Annotated in this window: 14 protein-coding genes; 5 read left to right on the plus strand and 9 right to left on the minus strand. The window is 56.4% G+C overall.

The window, feature by feature from the left end:
- Positions 1-227 precede the first annotated feature (227 nt).
- The 3 genes from AC0KVQ_RS13605 (at position 228) to AC0KVQ_RS13615 (ending at position 6270) form a co-directional block, all read left to right on the plus strand.
- Positions 228-1277, plus strand: a complete 1050-nt coding sequence (locus tag AC0KVQ_RS13605) for a phospholipase A (protein ID WP_473421712.1) — start codon at positions 228-230, stop codon at positions 1275-1277.
- Between the two features lie 659 nt (positions 1278-1936).
- Positions 1937-4105 (plus strand): HDOD domain-containing protein, encoded by a 2169-nt coding sequence (locus AC0KVQ_RS13610; protein ID WP_473421713.1) that lies wholly within the window; start codon positions 1937-1939, stop codon positions 4103-4105.
- The gene (locus AC0KVQ_RS13615) at positions 4102-6270 is read left to right on the plus strand and encodes an EAL domain-containing response regulator (protein ID WP_473421714.1); all 2169 of its coding nucleotides are present in this window, start codon (positions 4102-4104) and stop codon (positions 6268-6270) included. The genes AC0KVQ_RS13610 and AC0KVQ_RS13615 overlap by 4 nt, the downstream gene beginning before the upstream one ends.
- 65 nt (positions 6271-6335) lie before the next feature.
- On the opposite strand, the gene yedF is transcribed toward AC0KVQ_RS13615, so the two are convergent.
- Positions 6336-6686 (minus strand): sulfurtransferase-like selenium metabolism protein YedF, encoded by a 351-nt coding sequence (gene yedF / locus AC0KVQ_RS13620; RefSeq protein WP_473421715.1) that lies wholly within the window; start codon positions 6684-6686, stop codon positions 6336-6338.
- Between the two features lie 11 nt (positions 6687-6697).
- A complete protein-coding gene (gene selD / locus AC0KVQ_RS13625) occupies positions 6698-7741 on the minus strand; it encodes a selenide, water dikinase SelD (RefSeq protein WP_473421716.1) in 1044 nt (347 codons plus the stop codon).
- Positions 7742-7791: 50 nt separating this feature from the next.
- On the opposite strand from selD, the gene mnmH reads away from it, so the two are divergent.
- A complete protein-coding gene (gene mnmH, locus AC0KVQ_RS13630; protein WP_473421717.1) occupies positions 7792-8853 on the plus strand; it encodes a tRNA 2-selenouridine(34) synthase MnmH in 1062 nt (353 codons plus the stop codon).
- Between the two features lie 56 nt (positions 8854-8909).
- Here mnmH and AC0KVQ_RS13635 read toward each other — a convergent pair whose 3' ends face one another.
- The 5 genes from AC0KVQ_RS13635 to AC0KVQ_RS13655 form a co-directional block, all read right to left on the minus strand.
- Positions 8910-9377 (minus strand): hypothetical protein, encoded by a 468-nt coding sequence (locus AC0KVQ_RS13635; protein WP_473421718.1) that lies wholly within the window; start codon positions 9375-9377, stop codon positions 8910-8912.
- Positions 9378-9394: 17 nt separating this feature from the next.
- Entirely contained in the window at positions 9395-10339 is a 945-nt protein-coding gene (locus AC0KVQ_RS13640; RefSeq protein WP_473421719.1) for a Nudix family hydrolase, read from the minus strand.
- A 239-nt stretch (positions 10340-10578) separates the two neighbouring features.
- Positions 10579-11361, minus strand: coding sequence for a peptidylprolyl isomerase (locus AC0KVQ_RS13645; protein ID WP_473421720.1), 783 nt, complete (start codon positions 11359-11361; stop codon positions 10579-10581).
- Between the two features lie 15 nt (positions 11362-11376).
- On the minus strand, positions 11377-11640 hold the full coding sequence (locus AC0KVQ_RS13650; protein ID WP_473421721.1) for a BolA family protein: 264 nt from the start codon (positions 11638-11640) through the stop codon (positions 11377-11379).
- Positions 11641-11670: 30 nt separating this feature from the next.
- Complete coding sequence (locus AC0KVQ_RS13655; protein WP_473421722.1) at positions 11671-12225, minus strand: septation protein A; 555 nt, start codon at positions 12223-12225, stop codon at positions 11671-11673.
- 189 nt (positions 12226-12414) lie between these two features.
- On the opposite strand from AC0KVQ_RS13655, the gene AC0KVQ_RS13660 reads away from it, so the two are divergent.
- Complete coding sequence (locus AC0KVQ_RS13660; RefSeq protein WP_473421723.1) at positions 12415-13608, plus strand: MFS transporter; 1194 nt, start codon at positions 12415-12417, stop codon at positions 13606-13608.
- 49 nt (positions 13609-13657) lie between these two features.
- Here the strand turns inward: AC0KVQ_RS13660 and AC0KVQ_RS13665 are convergent, their stop codons facing one another.
- Together AC0KVQ_RS13665 and AC0KVQ_RS13670 are read right to left on the minus strand one after the other, a co-directional pair.
- On the minus strand, positions 13658-14734 hold the full coding sequence (locus AC0KVQ_RS13665; protein WP_473421724.1) for a glycoside hydrolase family 88/105 protein: 1077 nt from the start codon (positions 14732-14734) through the stop codon (positions 13658-13660).
- A gap of 85 nt (positions 14735-14819) precedes the next feature.
- The gene (locus AC0KVQ_RS13670; protein WP_473421725.1) at positions 14820-16220 is read right to left on the minus strand and encodes a family 4 glycosyl hydrolase; all 1401 of its coding nucleotides are present in this window, start codon (positions 16218-16220) and stop codon (positions 14820-14822) included.
- Positions 16221-16276 lie beyond the last annotated feature (56 nt).

Raw genomic sequence — 16276 nt, forward strand, 5'->3', positions numbered from 1 at the left:
TATGTGGGTTTGTTTGTGGTGTTGCTGATTGTGACCTATGTTCCGGTGGTGTCGTTGCTGCTGCCGTGGCTGGGCGGTTTGGTATCCGATGCGCAGATCTGTGCGGCGACGTCGCTGTTCTGTAGCTGATTGTTTCTGGCGTTCTTAAGAGCCCTGCCGGTGAAAACCGGCAGGGTTTTTTGTATTCTGCAGCATGTGCCTGGATGACATGCAAGGAGTAGCGATTCATGCGTTTTGATCATGGACTGCGTTTGAAGCCGCTTTGGTTTTTTATTGCCGGATTGGCAACAGTATCACCGGTTGCGGTCGGCAGTATTGCCAGTTGCGTCGGTATCGTCGGGGATGCAGAGCGACTTGCTTGCTATGACGCGGCTGCAGGCAGACAACCGTCTGCAGCATTGCCGCCCGCAGCGCAGGATGTTTTTGCGGAGACTCCCGATACGGTATCGGCTTCAACTGTGCAGGGTGTCGATCATGTCGGGAAACGTTGGGCATTTGATTCGGCCCACGACGACGATCTTTTCAAATTGCGTCGATACCGACCCATCTATCTGCTGCCAGTCACCAAAACCAGCCGGCACAACAGCATGCCCACCTCGCCAAGCTCCGGCCATACGCTGTCTGCGCCGGTTGATCTGGATAGCGTGGAGGCAAAGTATCAGATCAGTTTCAAGACCCGCCTGCTGCGTGATATCTGGGGTGACAATGGCGACTTGTGGTTTGGCTATACGCAGTCAGCGCGCTGGCAAGTCTATAACCATGGACTTTCCGCGCCATTTAGGGAAACCAACTATGAGCCAGAGGCCATACTGGTTTTCGAAATGGATCAACCGGTTCTTGGCTGGCGTGCGCGCATGCTGGGGGTGGGAATCAATCATCAATCCAACGGACGGTCACTGCCACTTTCGCGGAGCTGGAACAGAATTGTTGGTGAGGTGGCGCTGCAACGCGGTGATTGGATACTTGCCATGCGCCCATGGTGGCGGATTCCCGAGCGCGCGAGCGAGGATGATAATCCAGATATCAGCGATCACATCGGCCGGGCAGAGGTTGCGCTCAGCTATTTGCACAACGGCCATCAGCTCACATTACAGGCGCGTCACGGTTTGCGCAGCGGCCCGAATGTTCATGGTTCTGTCCGCCTAGGCTGGTCTTTCCCAATTGCAGGTCGATTGAAGGGCTATGTTGAATTGTTTTCGGGATATGGTGAGAGTCTGATTGATTACAATCATCGCCAAACGATGATTGGGGCTGGTGTTACATTGTCTGAGTGGTAGTTGAATTATTAATTAAAATAAAAGTAATTTAAATGAAAGAATTTATGGGGATTATTAATTTCATCCTGATTTTTACTTTCTATATGGCTTATGCTCGTAATTTGTTGCAAGTTAGATACGCATTTATTGGGTGAAAATAAAAAATACCAGCCAAAACAAATATCTATATCGTAGTATGAATATGGATTCTGAAGTTTCTCAATTGCCTTATTGTTTCCATGTATTATCAAGGCGGCTTGGGATATCTGAAAATTAGCAATTAATTATATAGAGAATAAATGGCTAGTGCCTGAAATGCTTAGGCTCTGTTGACGTTTGATTGTTTTTTACGCAAGCCCGCCAACTTGCTGGGGCGAGAAGCCAAGGCAAGCAATACTGGTGTATTGCGAGCATTGGCGACAAAGCATCCGACAAGATTGGCGGACTTGCCCTTCGGGCGGCGGGGTCTTTTGCTCCATTACGGCGTTATTTCTCACTTGCGGTACCCGTACCGCGGCCTGGGAAATGCCTTGTACTGGAGCAAAATACCCCAGCCGCGTAAAAATTAATCAAATGTCAACAGAGCCTAATCAAAGCCGCGGGCTGGTCAATATTGATGATCGTATCTGGGTGAAAATGGTATTTGGAACAGCCGGGTCAATGCCGTGGAGATTGCAATCATGACGGATGGACAGCTCGTAGCCATAGCTGGTGCCAATACGTTGTTGCGCGACAAAAAACGCTGCGACTTGCGTGGCAAGCTTTCACTGGCACATTTGCCGGCCATGCCGCAGATCATGGCAAGGCTGCTGGATCTTTGTCACCGGGATGACCTGAATCTTGGAGATCTTGCCACGCTGATCAGTCGCGATGCCGGATTGGTGACGCGCATCTTTGCCATTGCCAGCTCCGCTATCTACCAGCGGCGGTCTCGCCCGGTAACGCTGGAACAATGCTTGTCCCTGCTTGGCGTGAGCATGGTCAAGATTGTTGTCATCAATGAGTCGGTCATGCAGGCGTTCAGCCGTTTTACCGTGCTGCGCGAGGTCGATCTGAATCGTTTCTGGGCGCACTCGCTGCGCTGCGCGTTGCTGGCACGAGAACTTGCCCGCAAAACCGGTTATGACAACCCCGACGAAGCTTATCTGGGCGGCTTGCTGCACGATATCGGCCGCTTGGCGATGCTGGTGACCGCGCCTGATGATTACAAATTGATCTTCCGGAAGTATGCCGATGGGGATGAATTATGTGCACTGGAGCAGGAGCAGTTTGGCCTTAATCACGCCGAGGTCGGTGCGTGGCTGGTAGAGAAATGGGCACTGGATTCCTTCCTCGGTGATTGCGTGCTCTATCACCATGAGCCAGCCGAGCGCATTGTTGCAGCACCCGCATTGGTGAAGTTGGTGCTGCTGGCCAACCAGTTGGTCGGCCAGCAAGAAGCAAAAGATGCGAAACCGGATTGGAATCTGTTGTTGCTGTGCGGAGTTGCCGTCAAGGAGCCACAGACATTGCTCGACACCGTCGAGCGCGAGCTGGCAGCAATTGCCGATCATTTTGGCATCAAGCTTGCGGTGGAGCCGCCGGAGCCGGCAACGCCTGTGATGCAGACCGAACAGCAGGCCAAGGATGACATGCAGTTCGCCACACGCATCCAGGATATCCTGCTGGTTAACAAGGTGCTCAGCGATGCCCTGAAGGTAGAAGGGCTGGAGTTTTCCTTGCAGGCCATCGCCCTGGCCATGAAAGTGCTGTTCAATCTGGATGCGATATTCTGTTTCGAACGTACGTCAGCCAATGCCGAATGTTTCCGGGCCAAATCGCTGGGCCGGCAAAGCACCAGAATTTCACAGCTTGAATTCGTGCGTGGCCGCAGTGCATCAATGCTGGCTCGCTCACTTGATCTCGGGCCAACGCTCTTGTTGCCGGAAAATAGCGGTTCCCAGATCATTGATGACCAGATTTTGCGTGCGGTGGGCGGGGTAGGGGTGTTGCTGTTGCCGCTGCGTACCTTGTCTTCCTGTGTCGGGGTTATGGTGGCTGCCATCACCACGGCCGAGCAGGTTGCGTTGCTGCAGGAAAGATTGCCATGCCTGGCGCATTTTGGCCGGTTGAGTGCCGAGCAGCTCATTGCTACGAACAAGGCCAGCTTGCTGGCACAATCCAATCCAGACGCTGCCGGCATCAAGCAACGGGTGAATACCCTGATTCACGAAATCAATAATCCGCTGACGATCATCCGCAACTACCTGACCGTGTTGGAATCAGAGAATGCAGGCAAGGGTTCGGCGCAGCCCGAGTTGGCCATCGTGCGCGATGAAGTCGAGCGAATCAGTAAAATGCTGCGCGCGGCACGCGAAGATTCGAATGGCAGCTCCGGCGGCGTGGGAAAGGTCCAGGTGAACCGCGTGATTGACGATCTGGTTACGCTTTTCCGAGGCTCCATTCCGTCTGCAAACAATATGGATATCCGCGTCGGTTTGAGCAGCGAGCTGCCGGAAATCGTTTCGGATCGTGACAAGCTCAAGCAGTTGCTGGTGAATCTACTCAAGAATGCGGTGGAAGCCATGCCCAAGGGCGGTAAGCTCAGGCTGACCTCTGCGCCATGGCATGGTGGCGACGCCGGTTTGTCCCATATTGAAATCTGTGTCGAAGATACCGGGCCAGGCTTGCCCCAACATGTTCTTTCTTCCATGTACCAACAGGTGGTCAGCAAAAAAGGTGGTGAGCACCAAGGGGTGGGGCTGGCAGTGGTCGGCCAACTGGTGCATGAGTTGAATGGACTGATCAATTGTCGTTCTGATCAGGACGGTACGCGCTTCCAGATACTGTTGCCGGTGGTGCGTCAATGAATTTTTCGCTGATGAGTTCCTATCTCGCACCGCCAGAAGCCGCCAGTCCAATTGCCGTGGGTGCCGTCGTTGCCGGTGCACGCCTGCTGGTGGTCGACGATGAACCCCGGCTGCGCGATAGTGTTGCCATTCTGTTGCGCAGCCGCACCTATCAGGTAACGACTTGCGAGAACATGCAATCTGCCTTGGCTCACCTGATGGCGGGTGGCGTCGACCTGATGTTGCTTGATCTGCATCTGGGCGAAGTCAATGGACTGGACTTGCTGGCAATGATACGCCGTGCCGGCATCGATACAGCTGTGCTGGTGGTAAGTGGCGATGCGGCCATCGATTCCGCAATCGGGGCCTTGCGTCTGGGCGCAAGCGATTACGTGCGCAAACCGTACGAGCCGGAAGAGTTGCTGCATCGGGTCGACATGGCCTTGCAGCGACGCAATCTCAAGCGCACCAATGCGGAGATGGCGCAACAATTGCATCATTCCGAACGCCTGCATCGATCATTGGTGGAAGCGTCTCCCGATTTGATCTTCACGCTGGACGAGAACAGCTGTTTCACTTTCATCAATGATCGCTCCCAGGATCTTATTGGCTGTCATCCCGATCAGTTGCTTGGCATATCCCTGTTTTCGCTGATTGTTCCTGCCGATGTCGAGCGCGTCGAATATGCTCTGGAACGTGTCAAAACCCAGCACATGATCGAATTTCGCGTGGTCAACCAGAGTGATGAAACACAGGCGCGCTACTTTGAAGTCAATCTGGTACCCATCACGCTGGATTTGGTAGGTCCACCCGGCGCGATGTCACGCAAGAGCAAGATCTATGGCGTTGCGCGTGATGTCACCGACAAGAAGGCCACCCAGGAACGGCTGACTTACCTGGCTTACCACGATGTACTGACAGGTTTGCCGAACCGGGTGCTGTTCCGGGACAGGCTGGGCCTGGCGATGGTACAGGCCCGTCGCAGTGGGGCCAGAGTGGCGGCCATGTTCATCGATCTTGATCGCTTCAAGCTGGCCAACGATACGTTCGGACATTTGAAAGGTGACGAGCTGCTCAAGCAGGCTGCGCAGCGTCTGCAACAGGCATTGCGGGAAACCGATACGCTCGCCCGCGTGGGCGGTGATGAATTCACCGTGTTGTTGCCGGATTTGCGCAGCCGTGACGATGCAACCATCGTCGCTTCAAAGCTGGTCGGCGCCGTAGCCAAGCCGTTTGTAATTGACGGTTGTGATGTCTTCCTGACTGCCAGTATCGGAATCGCGGTGTATCCCGATGACGGGGGAGATATCGAAACCTTGCTGCGTCATGCAGATATCGCGATGTACGATATCAAATCGCAAGGGCGCAACGGATTTGGCTTTTTCCTGCCCATCATGGATGAAAAATCCAGCCGCCGGTTGAGTCTCGAAGGTGAAATTCGGCGAGCGCTGGAACAAGGGCAGTTCGAACTGCATTACCAGCCGCAGGTCGATACCAAATCGCGCCACATCATTGGCCACGAGGCGCTCATTCGCTGGCACCACCCCAGCAAAGGCTTGATTTCGGCGGGTGCCTTTCTCGATATCGTTGAAGAAATCGGCATGATGGGGCCGCTGACCTACTGGGTGATCGAACGTGCCTGCCAGACAATCAGTGCCTGCAGGCAATTGGGGCGGCCACTGGCGCGCATGTCGGTCAATGTGCCGCCCGAGGTGCTGGCGGAGCAGGATTTCTGTGTGCGTCTGGTCGGGTTGCTGGATAAATACGCAGTGCCGCATAAGACATTCGAAATTGAAATCACTGAAAATGCCTTTATTGCCGATCCTCAGGTGATTGCGTTGAAATTGTCTGGTCTGGTGGAAAAGGGGATACGCGTTGCAATCGATGATTTCGGCACGCAGTATTCCTCATTGAGTTATCTGCGGCACCTGCCGATCACCACGCTGAAGATCGACCAGTCATTCGTGCGGGAGATCGAAAAGGGGCGTGAAGATTCGCCCATCGTGCGGGCGATTGTCGCGATTGCCAGCGGCCTGAATCTGCATGTGATCGCCGAAGGAGTGGAAACCGATATTCAGGCGGCTTACCTGGCCAGTCTGGGCGTGGATGAAATGCAGGGCTATCTGTTCGGCAAGCCATCCAGCCGCGTTGCCTTTTCCTTGCCCGGGCACGGCCAGATCAATTAGAACCTGTTTACGCCCTGTCGCGAGAGGCCGTCAGCGGAGTGAAGAGGTTCTTGGGTTTTAATGAATCAGACCTCGATGACCTTTTCCGCGGCCGCCTGGGCTTCGACTATGCGCAGCATGTTGCCAATCTCCCCCACCGCCACGCTTTCCATCAAACCGTAGAAATCCAGACAGGTGCGGCAGGCAATCAGCGGTACGCCGACCGCAGCCAGCTCAGTCAGCTCCTTCAGGCAGGGCGATCCTTGTGCAACCAGTTTGACACCTGCTGCATAGAACAGCACTGACTGCGGCAATTGCCCCAATTCCAGCAGCGTGCGGAAATAATTGGTTGCCAGCTTGTAGCGCAAGGCTTCATCAGCATGGCCGAGGCCATCATGGTTGACGATGATGGCGGTTTGGCTGAATTCGTTGTTCATCTGCTATTCGCTTATGGCTGGACATGGACATTGGCGGGGCCGGCCTGCAACTGCCCGATCACCGCAGCTGCATCAAAACCCTGCGCATGGAACAGTGCCAGTACCGATTCCACTTGATCCGCTGCAACAGAAGCCAGCAGGCCGCCACTGGTTTGCGCATCTGCCATGATGCGGCGCAGCCAGTCTGGAACTTGTTCGTCGAAATGCACCTCCGCACCGAAACTTGCCAGGTTGCGACCGATGGCACCGGGGCCGATTCCCTGTTGGGCAAATCCGGTTGCGGCCGCCAATAGAGGCAGTTTGTCTGCGTGAATCTCGGCGTGCAAACCGGCGCCACGGCAGATTTCCAGCAAATGGCCCAGCAGGCCGAAACCCGTGACATCGGTCAGCGCATGCACACCATCCAGCGCAGCCAGGTCGGCACCGACCTTGTTCAGTTGCGTGGTGGTATCAATCAGTTGCCGATAACCGTCGCTATCCAGTACGCCTTTTTTCATCGCGCTTCCCAGAATACCCACCCCCAGCGGCTTGCCCAGGATCAGTACGTCGCCAGCCTCGGCACTGCTATTGCGCTTGACCTTGTCCGGATGCACCAATCCCAGTGCCACCAGGCCATAGATGGGTTCCGGCGCATCAATCGAATGGCCACCTGCCAGCGGAATGCCGGCAGCTGCGCAGACACTGGCGCCGCCTTCCAGGATTTTCTGGATAGCCTCGATCGGCAAGGTATTGATCGGCATGCCCACAATGGCCAGTGCCAGGATCGGCTTGCCGCCCATGGCGTAGATATCGGAAATGGCATTGGTGGCGGCGATGCGGCCAAAGTCATAGGGATCATCGACAATCGGCATGAAGAAATCGGTGGTTGCAACCAGCGCCTGTTCATCGTTCAGGCGATAGACCGCGGCATCGTCGGCAGTTTCGGTGCCTACCAGCAAATCGGGAAACATGACGGTTTGCGGCAGGGTCTTGAGCATGTCGGCCAGCATGGCTGGCGCGATTTTGCAGCCGCAACCGCCACCGTGGGATAATTGGGTCAGCCGGATTTCGTTCATGACAAGTCCTCGGTTTGATTTTTCCAGCATTATCCCGCATTGGAAGCCACGTGAAAAACCAGCTTGCCTCGCTTGCCGACCTCGATCGGTTCGATTGCATCATTGATGTACGTACGCCATTGGAGTTTGCCGAGGACCACATCCCGGGGGCAATCAATGCCCCGGTGCTTTCCAATAAGGAACGGGTGCTGATCGGCACCATGTACAAGCAGGTGTCGCCATTCGAGGCAACACGCTTGGGCGCGGCACTGGTGGCCAAGAACATCGCACACCATCTGCAGACGATCTTCGCCGACAAGCCGCAGAACTGGCGGCCACTGATCTATTGCTGGCGTGGCGGCAAGCGTTCCGGCTCGATGACGGCATGGTTCAACCTGATAGGCTGGAAGGCACGCCAGCTTGAAGGCGGCTACAAGGCATATCGCCAGCAGGTACTGCTGGAGCTGGCCAGTTTGCCGTCTCGCTTCACTTACCGCGTGCTGTGCGGGATGACGGGCAGCGGCAAGACACGTTTGCTGCAGGCATTGGCCCAGTGCGGCGAGCAGGTACTGGATCTGGAGGATCTGGCCAAGCATCGTGGTTCCTTGCTGGGCGCCTTGCCCGGTGTGGCACAGCCGAGCCAAAAGGGTTTCGACAGCCTGTTGTGGCAGGCATTCAAGCAGCTTGATCCCGCGCGGCCGGTATATGTCGAGGCAGAAAGCAAGAAGATCGGCCTGCTGCAATTACCTGATGCCCTGATGCAGGCGCTGGCGCAGGCGGATTGCATCCGGGTGGATGCCTCACTGGAAGACAGGGTGGTTTTTCTGTGCGAGGACTATGCTGCGTTGTTTGATCAGCCCGAATGGTTCAAGCAGCAGCTGGCACGCCTGACGGAATTGCACGGGCGCCAGACCATCGTGCACTGGCATGCGCTGATCGATGATGCCGACAAGCCGACCCTTTTTCGCGAACTGATCCTGCAACACTATGATCCGGCGTATCAGCGCAGCGGCCATCACCTCTATCCTCGGCTGGCCGCAGCCCAAGCATTCGATTTCCGGCCCTGTTCGGCCAATCAGGCTGAAGAGGCACGTCGCCTGCTGGCAACTCTGGCTGAAATTCAGCAGCCGTAAATGCAAAAAGGCCCTGCGGTAATTTACCTGCAGGGCTTGACTCATGCGGGTAACAATTATTTGACCAGGGTGTTGATATCCGCCGCCCGGCCATTGATTTCCAGGTGCAACTGCCATTCCTTGCCGCCATGCGGGCATGGGGGCAAGGTCACCTGGGCTTGCCATGTGCCGGCCTGATTGGCGACGAGCGTGTAATTATTCGGCCCCATATCCATTTTGGTCATTCGCCACACTGCCCGCGCTGCGGCAATATTGCCACTGACATCAAGCATGAAGGGCTTGCCGGGTTCCAGTGGAATATCGCTTTTGACCTGATAGGATTTGCCACCGATGGCAAAGCTGCAGCCATTGGCGAGTTCAGGGCAATCAAGGGTGACATCGGTTCTGGATTGGCCGGTCCAGGCGTACCACCAATCCTTCTGGTCGGCCAGAATCGAGAAACTGATCACGATGGCTACCAGAAAGGTGAAGGCGATGCGGGCTTTGGGGTTGTTTTTGTATTGCCGGAATTTTTCAAATGGCACGATATAAGTTCCTCGGGTTATTCCCAGCAGGCGCGCAGCATGGCAATGCCGTGCGCACCGTGCTGATGTGCGGTTTCAATATCTGAACGCTGCATGCCGCCAATGGCATAGATGGGGAAGGGCCAGCCACAAGCCGCCAGCTCTGCAAAACCTTGCCAAGTCAGCGGTGCTTCACCAGGATGCGAGCGTGTCTGTTTGACATGCCCAAGTACTGCATAGTCGACACCCAGGCGCATGGCGGTTTCCAGCTCGCAGCGATTATGCGTGGAGGTTCCCACCCAGTCGAGCCCACGTGGTCGTTGCTGCAGCATGGCCAAGTCGCGCGCACTCAGGTGTATGCCATCGGCACCGAGCTCCAGCGCCAGATCGGTATGCCGGTGCAGGATCAGTGTGCCGCGATGGGCCTTCATCAATGGCCTGACCTGCAACACCAGTTGCCGATAGGCGGGGATATCGAGTTGTGGCTCGCGCAAAACTAGCCGGATCGAACCTTGCGACAACCGCTGCTCCAGCCGCTGCAGGAAGGTTGTCACCCCAAGTTCCGCCACATTGGAAAAGGCCAGTATGTCGGGTTGTGCCAAACCGCGCAGGATCGGGCCGTTGGCTGGCAGGATGGGCGAAACTTGCAGTGCTCCGGGCATTTGCCATGAAAAAGACTGCTTTTCATGGGGGTGCGGGGTGCCCTCCCAGTCAGTCACACGGAAAAAATGCAGCCTGACGGTGGCGTGGGCGTAGGTAAAGGTTTGCACCAGCCATGGGGTGGCGGCAGTAATGGTAATGCCCAGTTCTTCATGCAGCTCGCGCCGCAAGGCACACAAGGCGGTTTCGCCGGCTTCCAGCTTGCCGCCAGGAAATTCCCAGTAACCGGCATAGACCTTGTCTTCCGGGCGGCTGGCCAGGAAAAAACTGCCATCAGGCCGGATCAGCACGCCTGCGGCTACATCGACAATCTTGTTGGACATGAGTGCAAAATTCCAAAAACAAATGCGGCCGTCAGGCCGCACCGGCTGCCATTACAGTGGTATGCATGCTTTTCCAAGTCCCGGCGGAGCCGGGCTTGTCATGCATCTGCTTGGGTTGCAGCCTCTCATTTATTTCCACCCCTTCCGTCCCCTCCTTGAGGGGATACCTTGCTGCGCAAGAGGGGTTTGCAAAAATCAGATGCGGCCCGTAGGCCGCATCTGATCAAGCATCAATAACCTTATTGCACTTTGGCCTTGCTGCGCAGGTCGGTGACCAGTTTTTGCAGCATCTGGCTTTGCAGTTCCTTCTGGATTTCATCCTTGACTTCATCATAAGCCGGGCCTTTCAGATCACGCACGTCTTCCAGCTTGATGACGTGGAAGCCGAACTGGCTCTTGACCGGGGCATCGCTGATCTTGCCTTTGGTCAGTTTCACCATGGCTGCAGAGAATTCCTTGACGTAATCGTCCGGGTTGGACCAGCCCAGATCGCCGCCATTGGCGCCGCTGCCCTTGTCGGTGGATTTGGCCTTGGCCAGATCTTCAAACTTCTTGCCCTTTTTCAGATCGGCCAGAATGGTTTTGGCTTCGGCTTCGGTGGCTACCAGAATATGGCGGGCGTGATATTCCTTCTTGCCGGCAAATTGGGCTTTGACTTCCTTGTCGTAGAACGCCTTCATGTCGGCGTCTGCAATCGGATTGGCCTTGAGGTGCTCATTGATATAGGCACCGAACAAGATCTGGGTGCGTGCCATTTCAAGCTGGCTCTGCACCTCGGCATTCTTGTCGAGACCCTTCTTCATGGCTTCCTGGAGGATGATCTCGTTGCGGATCAAGTCTTCACGCAGCTTGGCGCGCAATTCGGGCGTATCCTGCTGGCCACGTGCTGCCAGTTGCTGAATCAGGTAAGTCATCTTGGCTTCAGGAATGGTGACACCGTTGACGGTGGCAACATCTGCAGCAAAAGCCGTTGCAGTGAACATCAGGGCCGAGACTGCCAGTGCGAGACATTTTTTTTGCATGTTAACTTCCTTGGGTTAAAACTCGTCCGGAGCAAGTGCTTTCAGGCTGAGTGCGTGGATACGCCGGGGTATGAATTCGGCAAGCAGGTCATAGACCATGCGGTGTCGTTCAACGGGCCGCTTTCCGGTAAACGCTGCGGAAACGATCAGTAGATCAATATGTCCGCCACCACGATTGCCCGCATGGCCAGCATGGCTGGCGCTATCGTCATGCAGGGAAATGTCGATGGGTTGCAGTGGTGCCAGTTTGGCCCGGATTTCATCGAAGAGTTCAATCATAGCAGAGGCTGTTGTCCGGGAATGTGCGTTTCAGGCCTGGGAATCGGTTTTTTTGCCCGGTTCGATATGGCGTGCCAGGTAAATACTTTGCAGGACAACAAAAACCAGGGTCAGGGCCAGTGTGCCAAATACCTTGAATTTTACCCACAGATCTTCGCTGAACTGAAAGGCTACAAACAGGTTAAGGCAGCCCATGATGATGAAAAATACGATCCAGGCCTGCATCAGTCTTGTCCATACCATATCAGGCAGGCTGATCTGGGAGCCCATCATCTTTTCAATCAGGTTGATGTCCTTGACCCATTTGGTGCCGACGATAGCGAGCGCAAAGAACCAGTACAGCGCGGTAGGCTTCCACAGGATGAAGGTCTTGTTGTGCAACAGCAGCGTGGCGCCACCCAGCACCGTGATCATCACCAGGCTGACCCACAGCATGGTGTCCACTTTGCGGTGACGCAGCCAGCTGTAAATGACCTGGCCAAAGGTCGCTACGATCGCCGTGCTGGTAGCGGTGTAGATGTTGCCAGTAATCGAATAAGCGCCGAAAAAAAGCAGGACCGGGAAGAGATCGAACAGGAATTTCATTGAGCTTGCCACCAAGAGATTGCGGTCATTATGCAGCCGAGTGCGGCAAGGCTCAATATGCAGCAAGGGTCAATGGATAAAAATATGCCAAATCCTCCGGGCTTGCGCATGTCGCATTATTGCAAGGACAGACGGTTGTTGCGGCGGTATGCTCCGGTTTCAGGTTTTTCCAGGATGGATTCACCCAATATGAGCGTTGCGACAACCGCCGACAATACCCAGTTCCGGGTGCTGGGGGCCATCAGTGCCTCCCACTTCATGAATGACATGCTGCAATCGCTGATCGTGGCAATTTATCCGCTTCTGAAAGGCAATTACCATCTGAGCTTTGCCCAGATCGGACTGATCACGCTGGCCTATCAGTGCACGGCCTCGCTGTTGCAGCCGATGGTCGGGTTGTATACCGATCGTCGCCCACAGCCGTATTCGCTGGTCATCGGCATGAGTTTCACGTTGTGCGGCCTGTTGTTGCTGGCGCAAGCACATACCTTCGCCATCATTTTGCTGGCGGCGATGCTGGTCGGTGCCGGTTCATCGGTTTTTCATCCGGAATCCTCACGTGTGGCGCGCATGGCTTCCGGTGGCCGGCATGGGCTGGCGCAATCACTGTTCCAGGTGGGAGGCAATGCCGGTACGGCTACCGGCCCGCTGCTGGCCGCACTGATAGTCCTGCCGCTGGGGCAGGGCAGTCTGGCCTGGTTTGCGCCGGTGGCACTGCTCGGCATCTATGTGCTTTGGCGCGTTGGCAACTGGTATGCGCATCAGCACCGCAATCAGGTGCGGCGCGCAGTAGCCAAACCGCCGCTCGCACGCAAGCAAGTATTGTGGCTGGTGGGCTTGCTGATGTTGCTGGTGGTATCCAAGCACCTGTACCTCGCCAGCCTGACCAGTTATTTCACCTTCTATCTGATGCATCAGTTCGGCGTGTCTGTCCAGACCTCGCAGCTGTACCTGTTCGTGTTCCTGGCTGCGGTGGCGGCCGGTACCGTGCTGGGCGGGCCGATAGGCGACCGGATCGGCCGCAAGCGCGTGATCCTGTTCTCGATTCTGGGCGTCGCGCCGTTTACCCTGTTGCTGCCGCATGCCAACCTGTTCTGGACCGGCATACTTGTGGTACCGATCGGCTTTATCCTGGCATCGGCTTTTTCGGCGATTCTGGTCTACGCACAGGAGCTGATGCCGGACAAGGTAGGGATGGTGTCCGGGCTATTTTTCGGGTTTGCTTTCGGTGTGGGTGGCTTGGGTGCAGCCAGTCTTGGCAAACTGGCCGATCAGGCGGGGATCGAGTTCGTCTATAGCGTGTGCGCCTGGTTGCCACTGGCCGGCATTCTGGCGCTATGGTTGCCCGATCTGAAAGCGCTGACGAAGAAACAGGCAGCCTGATTCATGCCGGCATGGCGGCCAAGCAACAGAATGATCGGATTTGCTGCAGTCATCCCGCATGCAGCAACCCTTCCGCCAGGGCCAGCATGGCCAGTGACTGGCCATACGAGCGTTGCTTGATCGGCACTTGCGTATATTCATGCAAGGTTTTGAAGACCGGGGTGCCTGATGATACGTCGGCCAGTTCCCCGTCCGGGTTGATACGCTGCAACACTGCGCTGAGCGCATGGATGCCTGCCTCACGGTAGCTGGCATCGAGCAGGCCAAGTCGCACCCCTTTGAGCAATGCACAGGCCATGGCGGCTGTCGCCGAGGCTTCCTGATAACTGGTCGGGTCATCCAGCAGGGTATGCCACATGCCGTTGCCGGATTGCGTGGCCAGCAGCGCACGGCAGTGACGCCGATAGTTTTGCAGAAGCAAACGCTGTGCCGGGCCTGGCTCGGACAGTATTTCCAGCAGTTCCACCGCGGTCAGTGCAGCCCAGCCGTTACCACGGCCCCACAAGGCGCCGGCGAAATGGTGCCGCTCGGCAAAGTGCCAACCGTGCCGCCACAAGCCGCTGGCCGGCTCGATCAGGAACTGCGCGTGCAGCGAGAATTGATAGTGGACCTCATCGCACCAGTCTGGCCGCGACAGAAGGCGTCCTGCCTTGGCCAGGAAAAGTCCGCTCATGAACAGCGTATCCACCCATAGCTGCTGTTCATTGTTGCGGGTGGCGGTGGTGTGGGTGAAACCGCCCATTTCCGTGCGGATCAGATCGTGCATCAGCCAGTGGCCGTATTCTTCGATCAGGGGCAGCCAGCGTGGATCGGGCCGGACCTGGTACAACGAAACCAGGGTCAGCATCGGTGCTACGTGGTTGACGTTTTTGATTGCCGCCTCGGCCACATGGCGCTCATACCAGCCCTGCAGGTAATCCAGATAACGCTGTTCGCCGCTGGCCTGGTACAGGCGCCAGATGCCATACAGGCCAACACCTTGCGACCAATCCCACAGTTCGATCGACATGTCGGAGCCATAGGCACCGATTGATTTCAGGTAGGCATCATCTTCCCGGATCGCAATGATGCCTTGATAGAGTGCCTGCAGTTTTTCGCTGAGCAGGGTCGGGTTCAGTGACGGCATGTTGATATTCCCGTGTTTGAAAGCGGCGGTTCATGATCTGACGGCCTGCACGCTGCAGATCATGAACGACCTCTACCGTGGTGGACTACAACTTCCAGCCGGGCAGCCAGTCGCGAGTGTTGTGCAGCATCTGCTCGAACAATACCCTGGCATCGCCCATGTCGATATTGACCAGCGGATCATTGACGAAGGCCTGGAATGCCAGTTCCTTGTCGCATTGCAGTGCGGCCTGCAGCGTGGTTTCCTGATTCTGGATATGGCGCATCACGATGGCATGCAGCCCTTGCGGCAGGGCGCCGGCGAATACCGGGCGCACGCCATCGCGGGTGAAGCTGGCATTGGTTTCGACCACGGCTTGCAGCGGCGCGCCGGCCAGTTGGCCGACGTTGGGCAGGTTGACATTGGTTACGAAATCACCCAATCCCAGCAGGGCTTTCATCTGCCGCACGCCTTCCTCGCCACTGGGCATCAGCGTGGGTGCTTCCTCTGCGCTTACCAGGCGTTTGGCCTGTTGTTCGAGCTTGTCGCGATTCTGGATGCGCCAGTCAACCGGTGTCAGGCCAAAAGCCCAATCCGCCACGGTTTGCGGATTCTTCAGGTACCAGGATGCGGGCATGAATTCGGCCAGGTGCCGATCACCGGCTGCCGCAATCAGTCCAAAGCGGCGGAACAGATCAAACTTGACCCGGTGCCGCGAGCGGAACACCGCATCCTTGGTCATCCAGTTTTCCAGCTCCTTGTCCTTCCAGCCGTCGGTGTAATGCTTGTCGGCGAATTCGCGATAGAGCGGGAAAAGATCCTGGCCTTGCCAGGATGCCGCATCCAGCCAGGTGAAATGGTTGATGCCCAGTACGTTGATCGAAATGTCTTCGCGCGGCGGTGTGGGCTCGCCCAGCATGTCATTGATGGCGGCGGCCAGCAGTTTCTGTGTGCCAAACACTTCGTGACAGCAGCCAAACGCCTTGATTTGCGGGAATACTGCGTACAGAACCCGCGTGCACAGCGCCATCGGGTTGGTGTAGTTGATGACCCAGGCATCCGGGCAATATTGGCGCACTGCCCGTGCAAATTCCGCATAAATCGGCAGGGTGCGCAGCGCCCGCAACAGGCCGCCGGGGCCAGCGGTATCGCCTACCGCCTGGTAGATGCCATGTTGCTCCGGCGCATGCACATCCGAGCGCATTTGCTCAAAGGTTCCGGGTACGATCGACATGACGACAAAATCGACGCCTTCCAGCGCCTCGGCCAGGGTGGCGGCAGCACGGTAGCGCCATTGGCTGCAGGATTGCGGCAGTGCTGAGATCTTGTTGCCGATCAGGGCGTTATCCTGTGCCGCTTGCTGGTTGATATCGTACAGGCGCACCTCGCCGTGCATGTGCGGCTCCAGCGCCAGATCGCTCATCAGTTTCCAGGCCCAGCCACGTGATCCGCCGCCGATATAAGCAATCCTGACGTCGCGGGCGATGTCTCCATTTGTATTTTTCATTGGTTTTCCCTTTTGTAATGGTTGGGTGGGCGCTGGTCGTAAATGCAATCAGGGGG

The organism is Formivibrio sp. oc-25, assembly GCF_055810895.1.

Coding starts and splice junctions, on each gene's coding strand:
- AC0KVQ_RS13610 (WP_473421713.1), top strand. CDS start 1,937: ATGACGGATGGACAGCTCGTAGCCATAGCTGGTGCCAATACGTTGTTG.
- AC0KVQ_RS13615 (WP_473421714.1), top strand. CDS start 4,102: ATGAATTTTTCGCTGATGAGTTCCTATCTCGCACCGCCAGAAGCCGCC.
- AC0KVQ_RS13665 (WP_473421724.1), bottom strand. CDS start 14,734: ATGCCGTCACTGAACCCGACCCTGCTCAGCGAAAAACTGCAGGCACTC.
- AC0KVQ_RS13605 (WP_473421712.1), top strand. CDS start 228: ATGCGTTTTGATCATGGACTGCGTTTGAAGCCGCTTTGGTTTTTTATT.
- yedF (WP_473421715.1), bottom strand. CDS start 6,686: ATGAACAACGAATTCAGCCAAACCGCCATCATCGTCAACCATGATGGC.
- AC0KVQ_RS13645 (WP_473421720.1), bottom strand. CDS start 11,361: ATGCAAAAAAAATGTCTCGCACTGGCAGTCTCGGCCCTGATGTTCACT.
- AC0KVQ_RS13640 (WP_473421719.1), bottom strand. CDS start 10,339: ATGTCCAACAAGATTGTCGATGTAGCCGCAGGCGTGCTGATCCGGCCT.
- AC0KVQ_RS13670 (WP_473421725.1), bottom strand. CDS start 16,220: ATGAAAAATACAAATGGAGACATCGCCCGCGACGTCAGGATTGCTTAT.
- selD (WP_473421716.1), bottom strand. CDS start 7,741: ATGAACGAAATCCGGCTGACCCAATTATCCCACGGTGGCGGTTGCGGC.
- AC0KVQ_RS13660 (WP_473421723.1), top strand. CDS start 12,415: ATGAGCGTTGCGACAACCGCCGACAATACCCAGTTCCGGGTGCTGGGG.
- AC0KVQ_RS13655 (WP_473421722.1), bottom strand. CDS start 12,225: ATGAAATTCCTGTTCGATCTCTTCCCGGTCCTGCTTTTTTTCGGCGCT.
- AC0KVQ_RS13650 (WP_473421721.1), bottom strand. CDS start 11,640: ATGATTGAACTCTTCGATGAAATCCGGGCCAAACTGGCACCACTGCAA.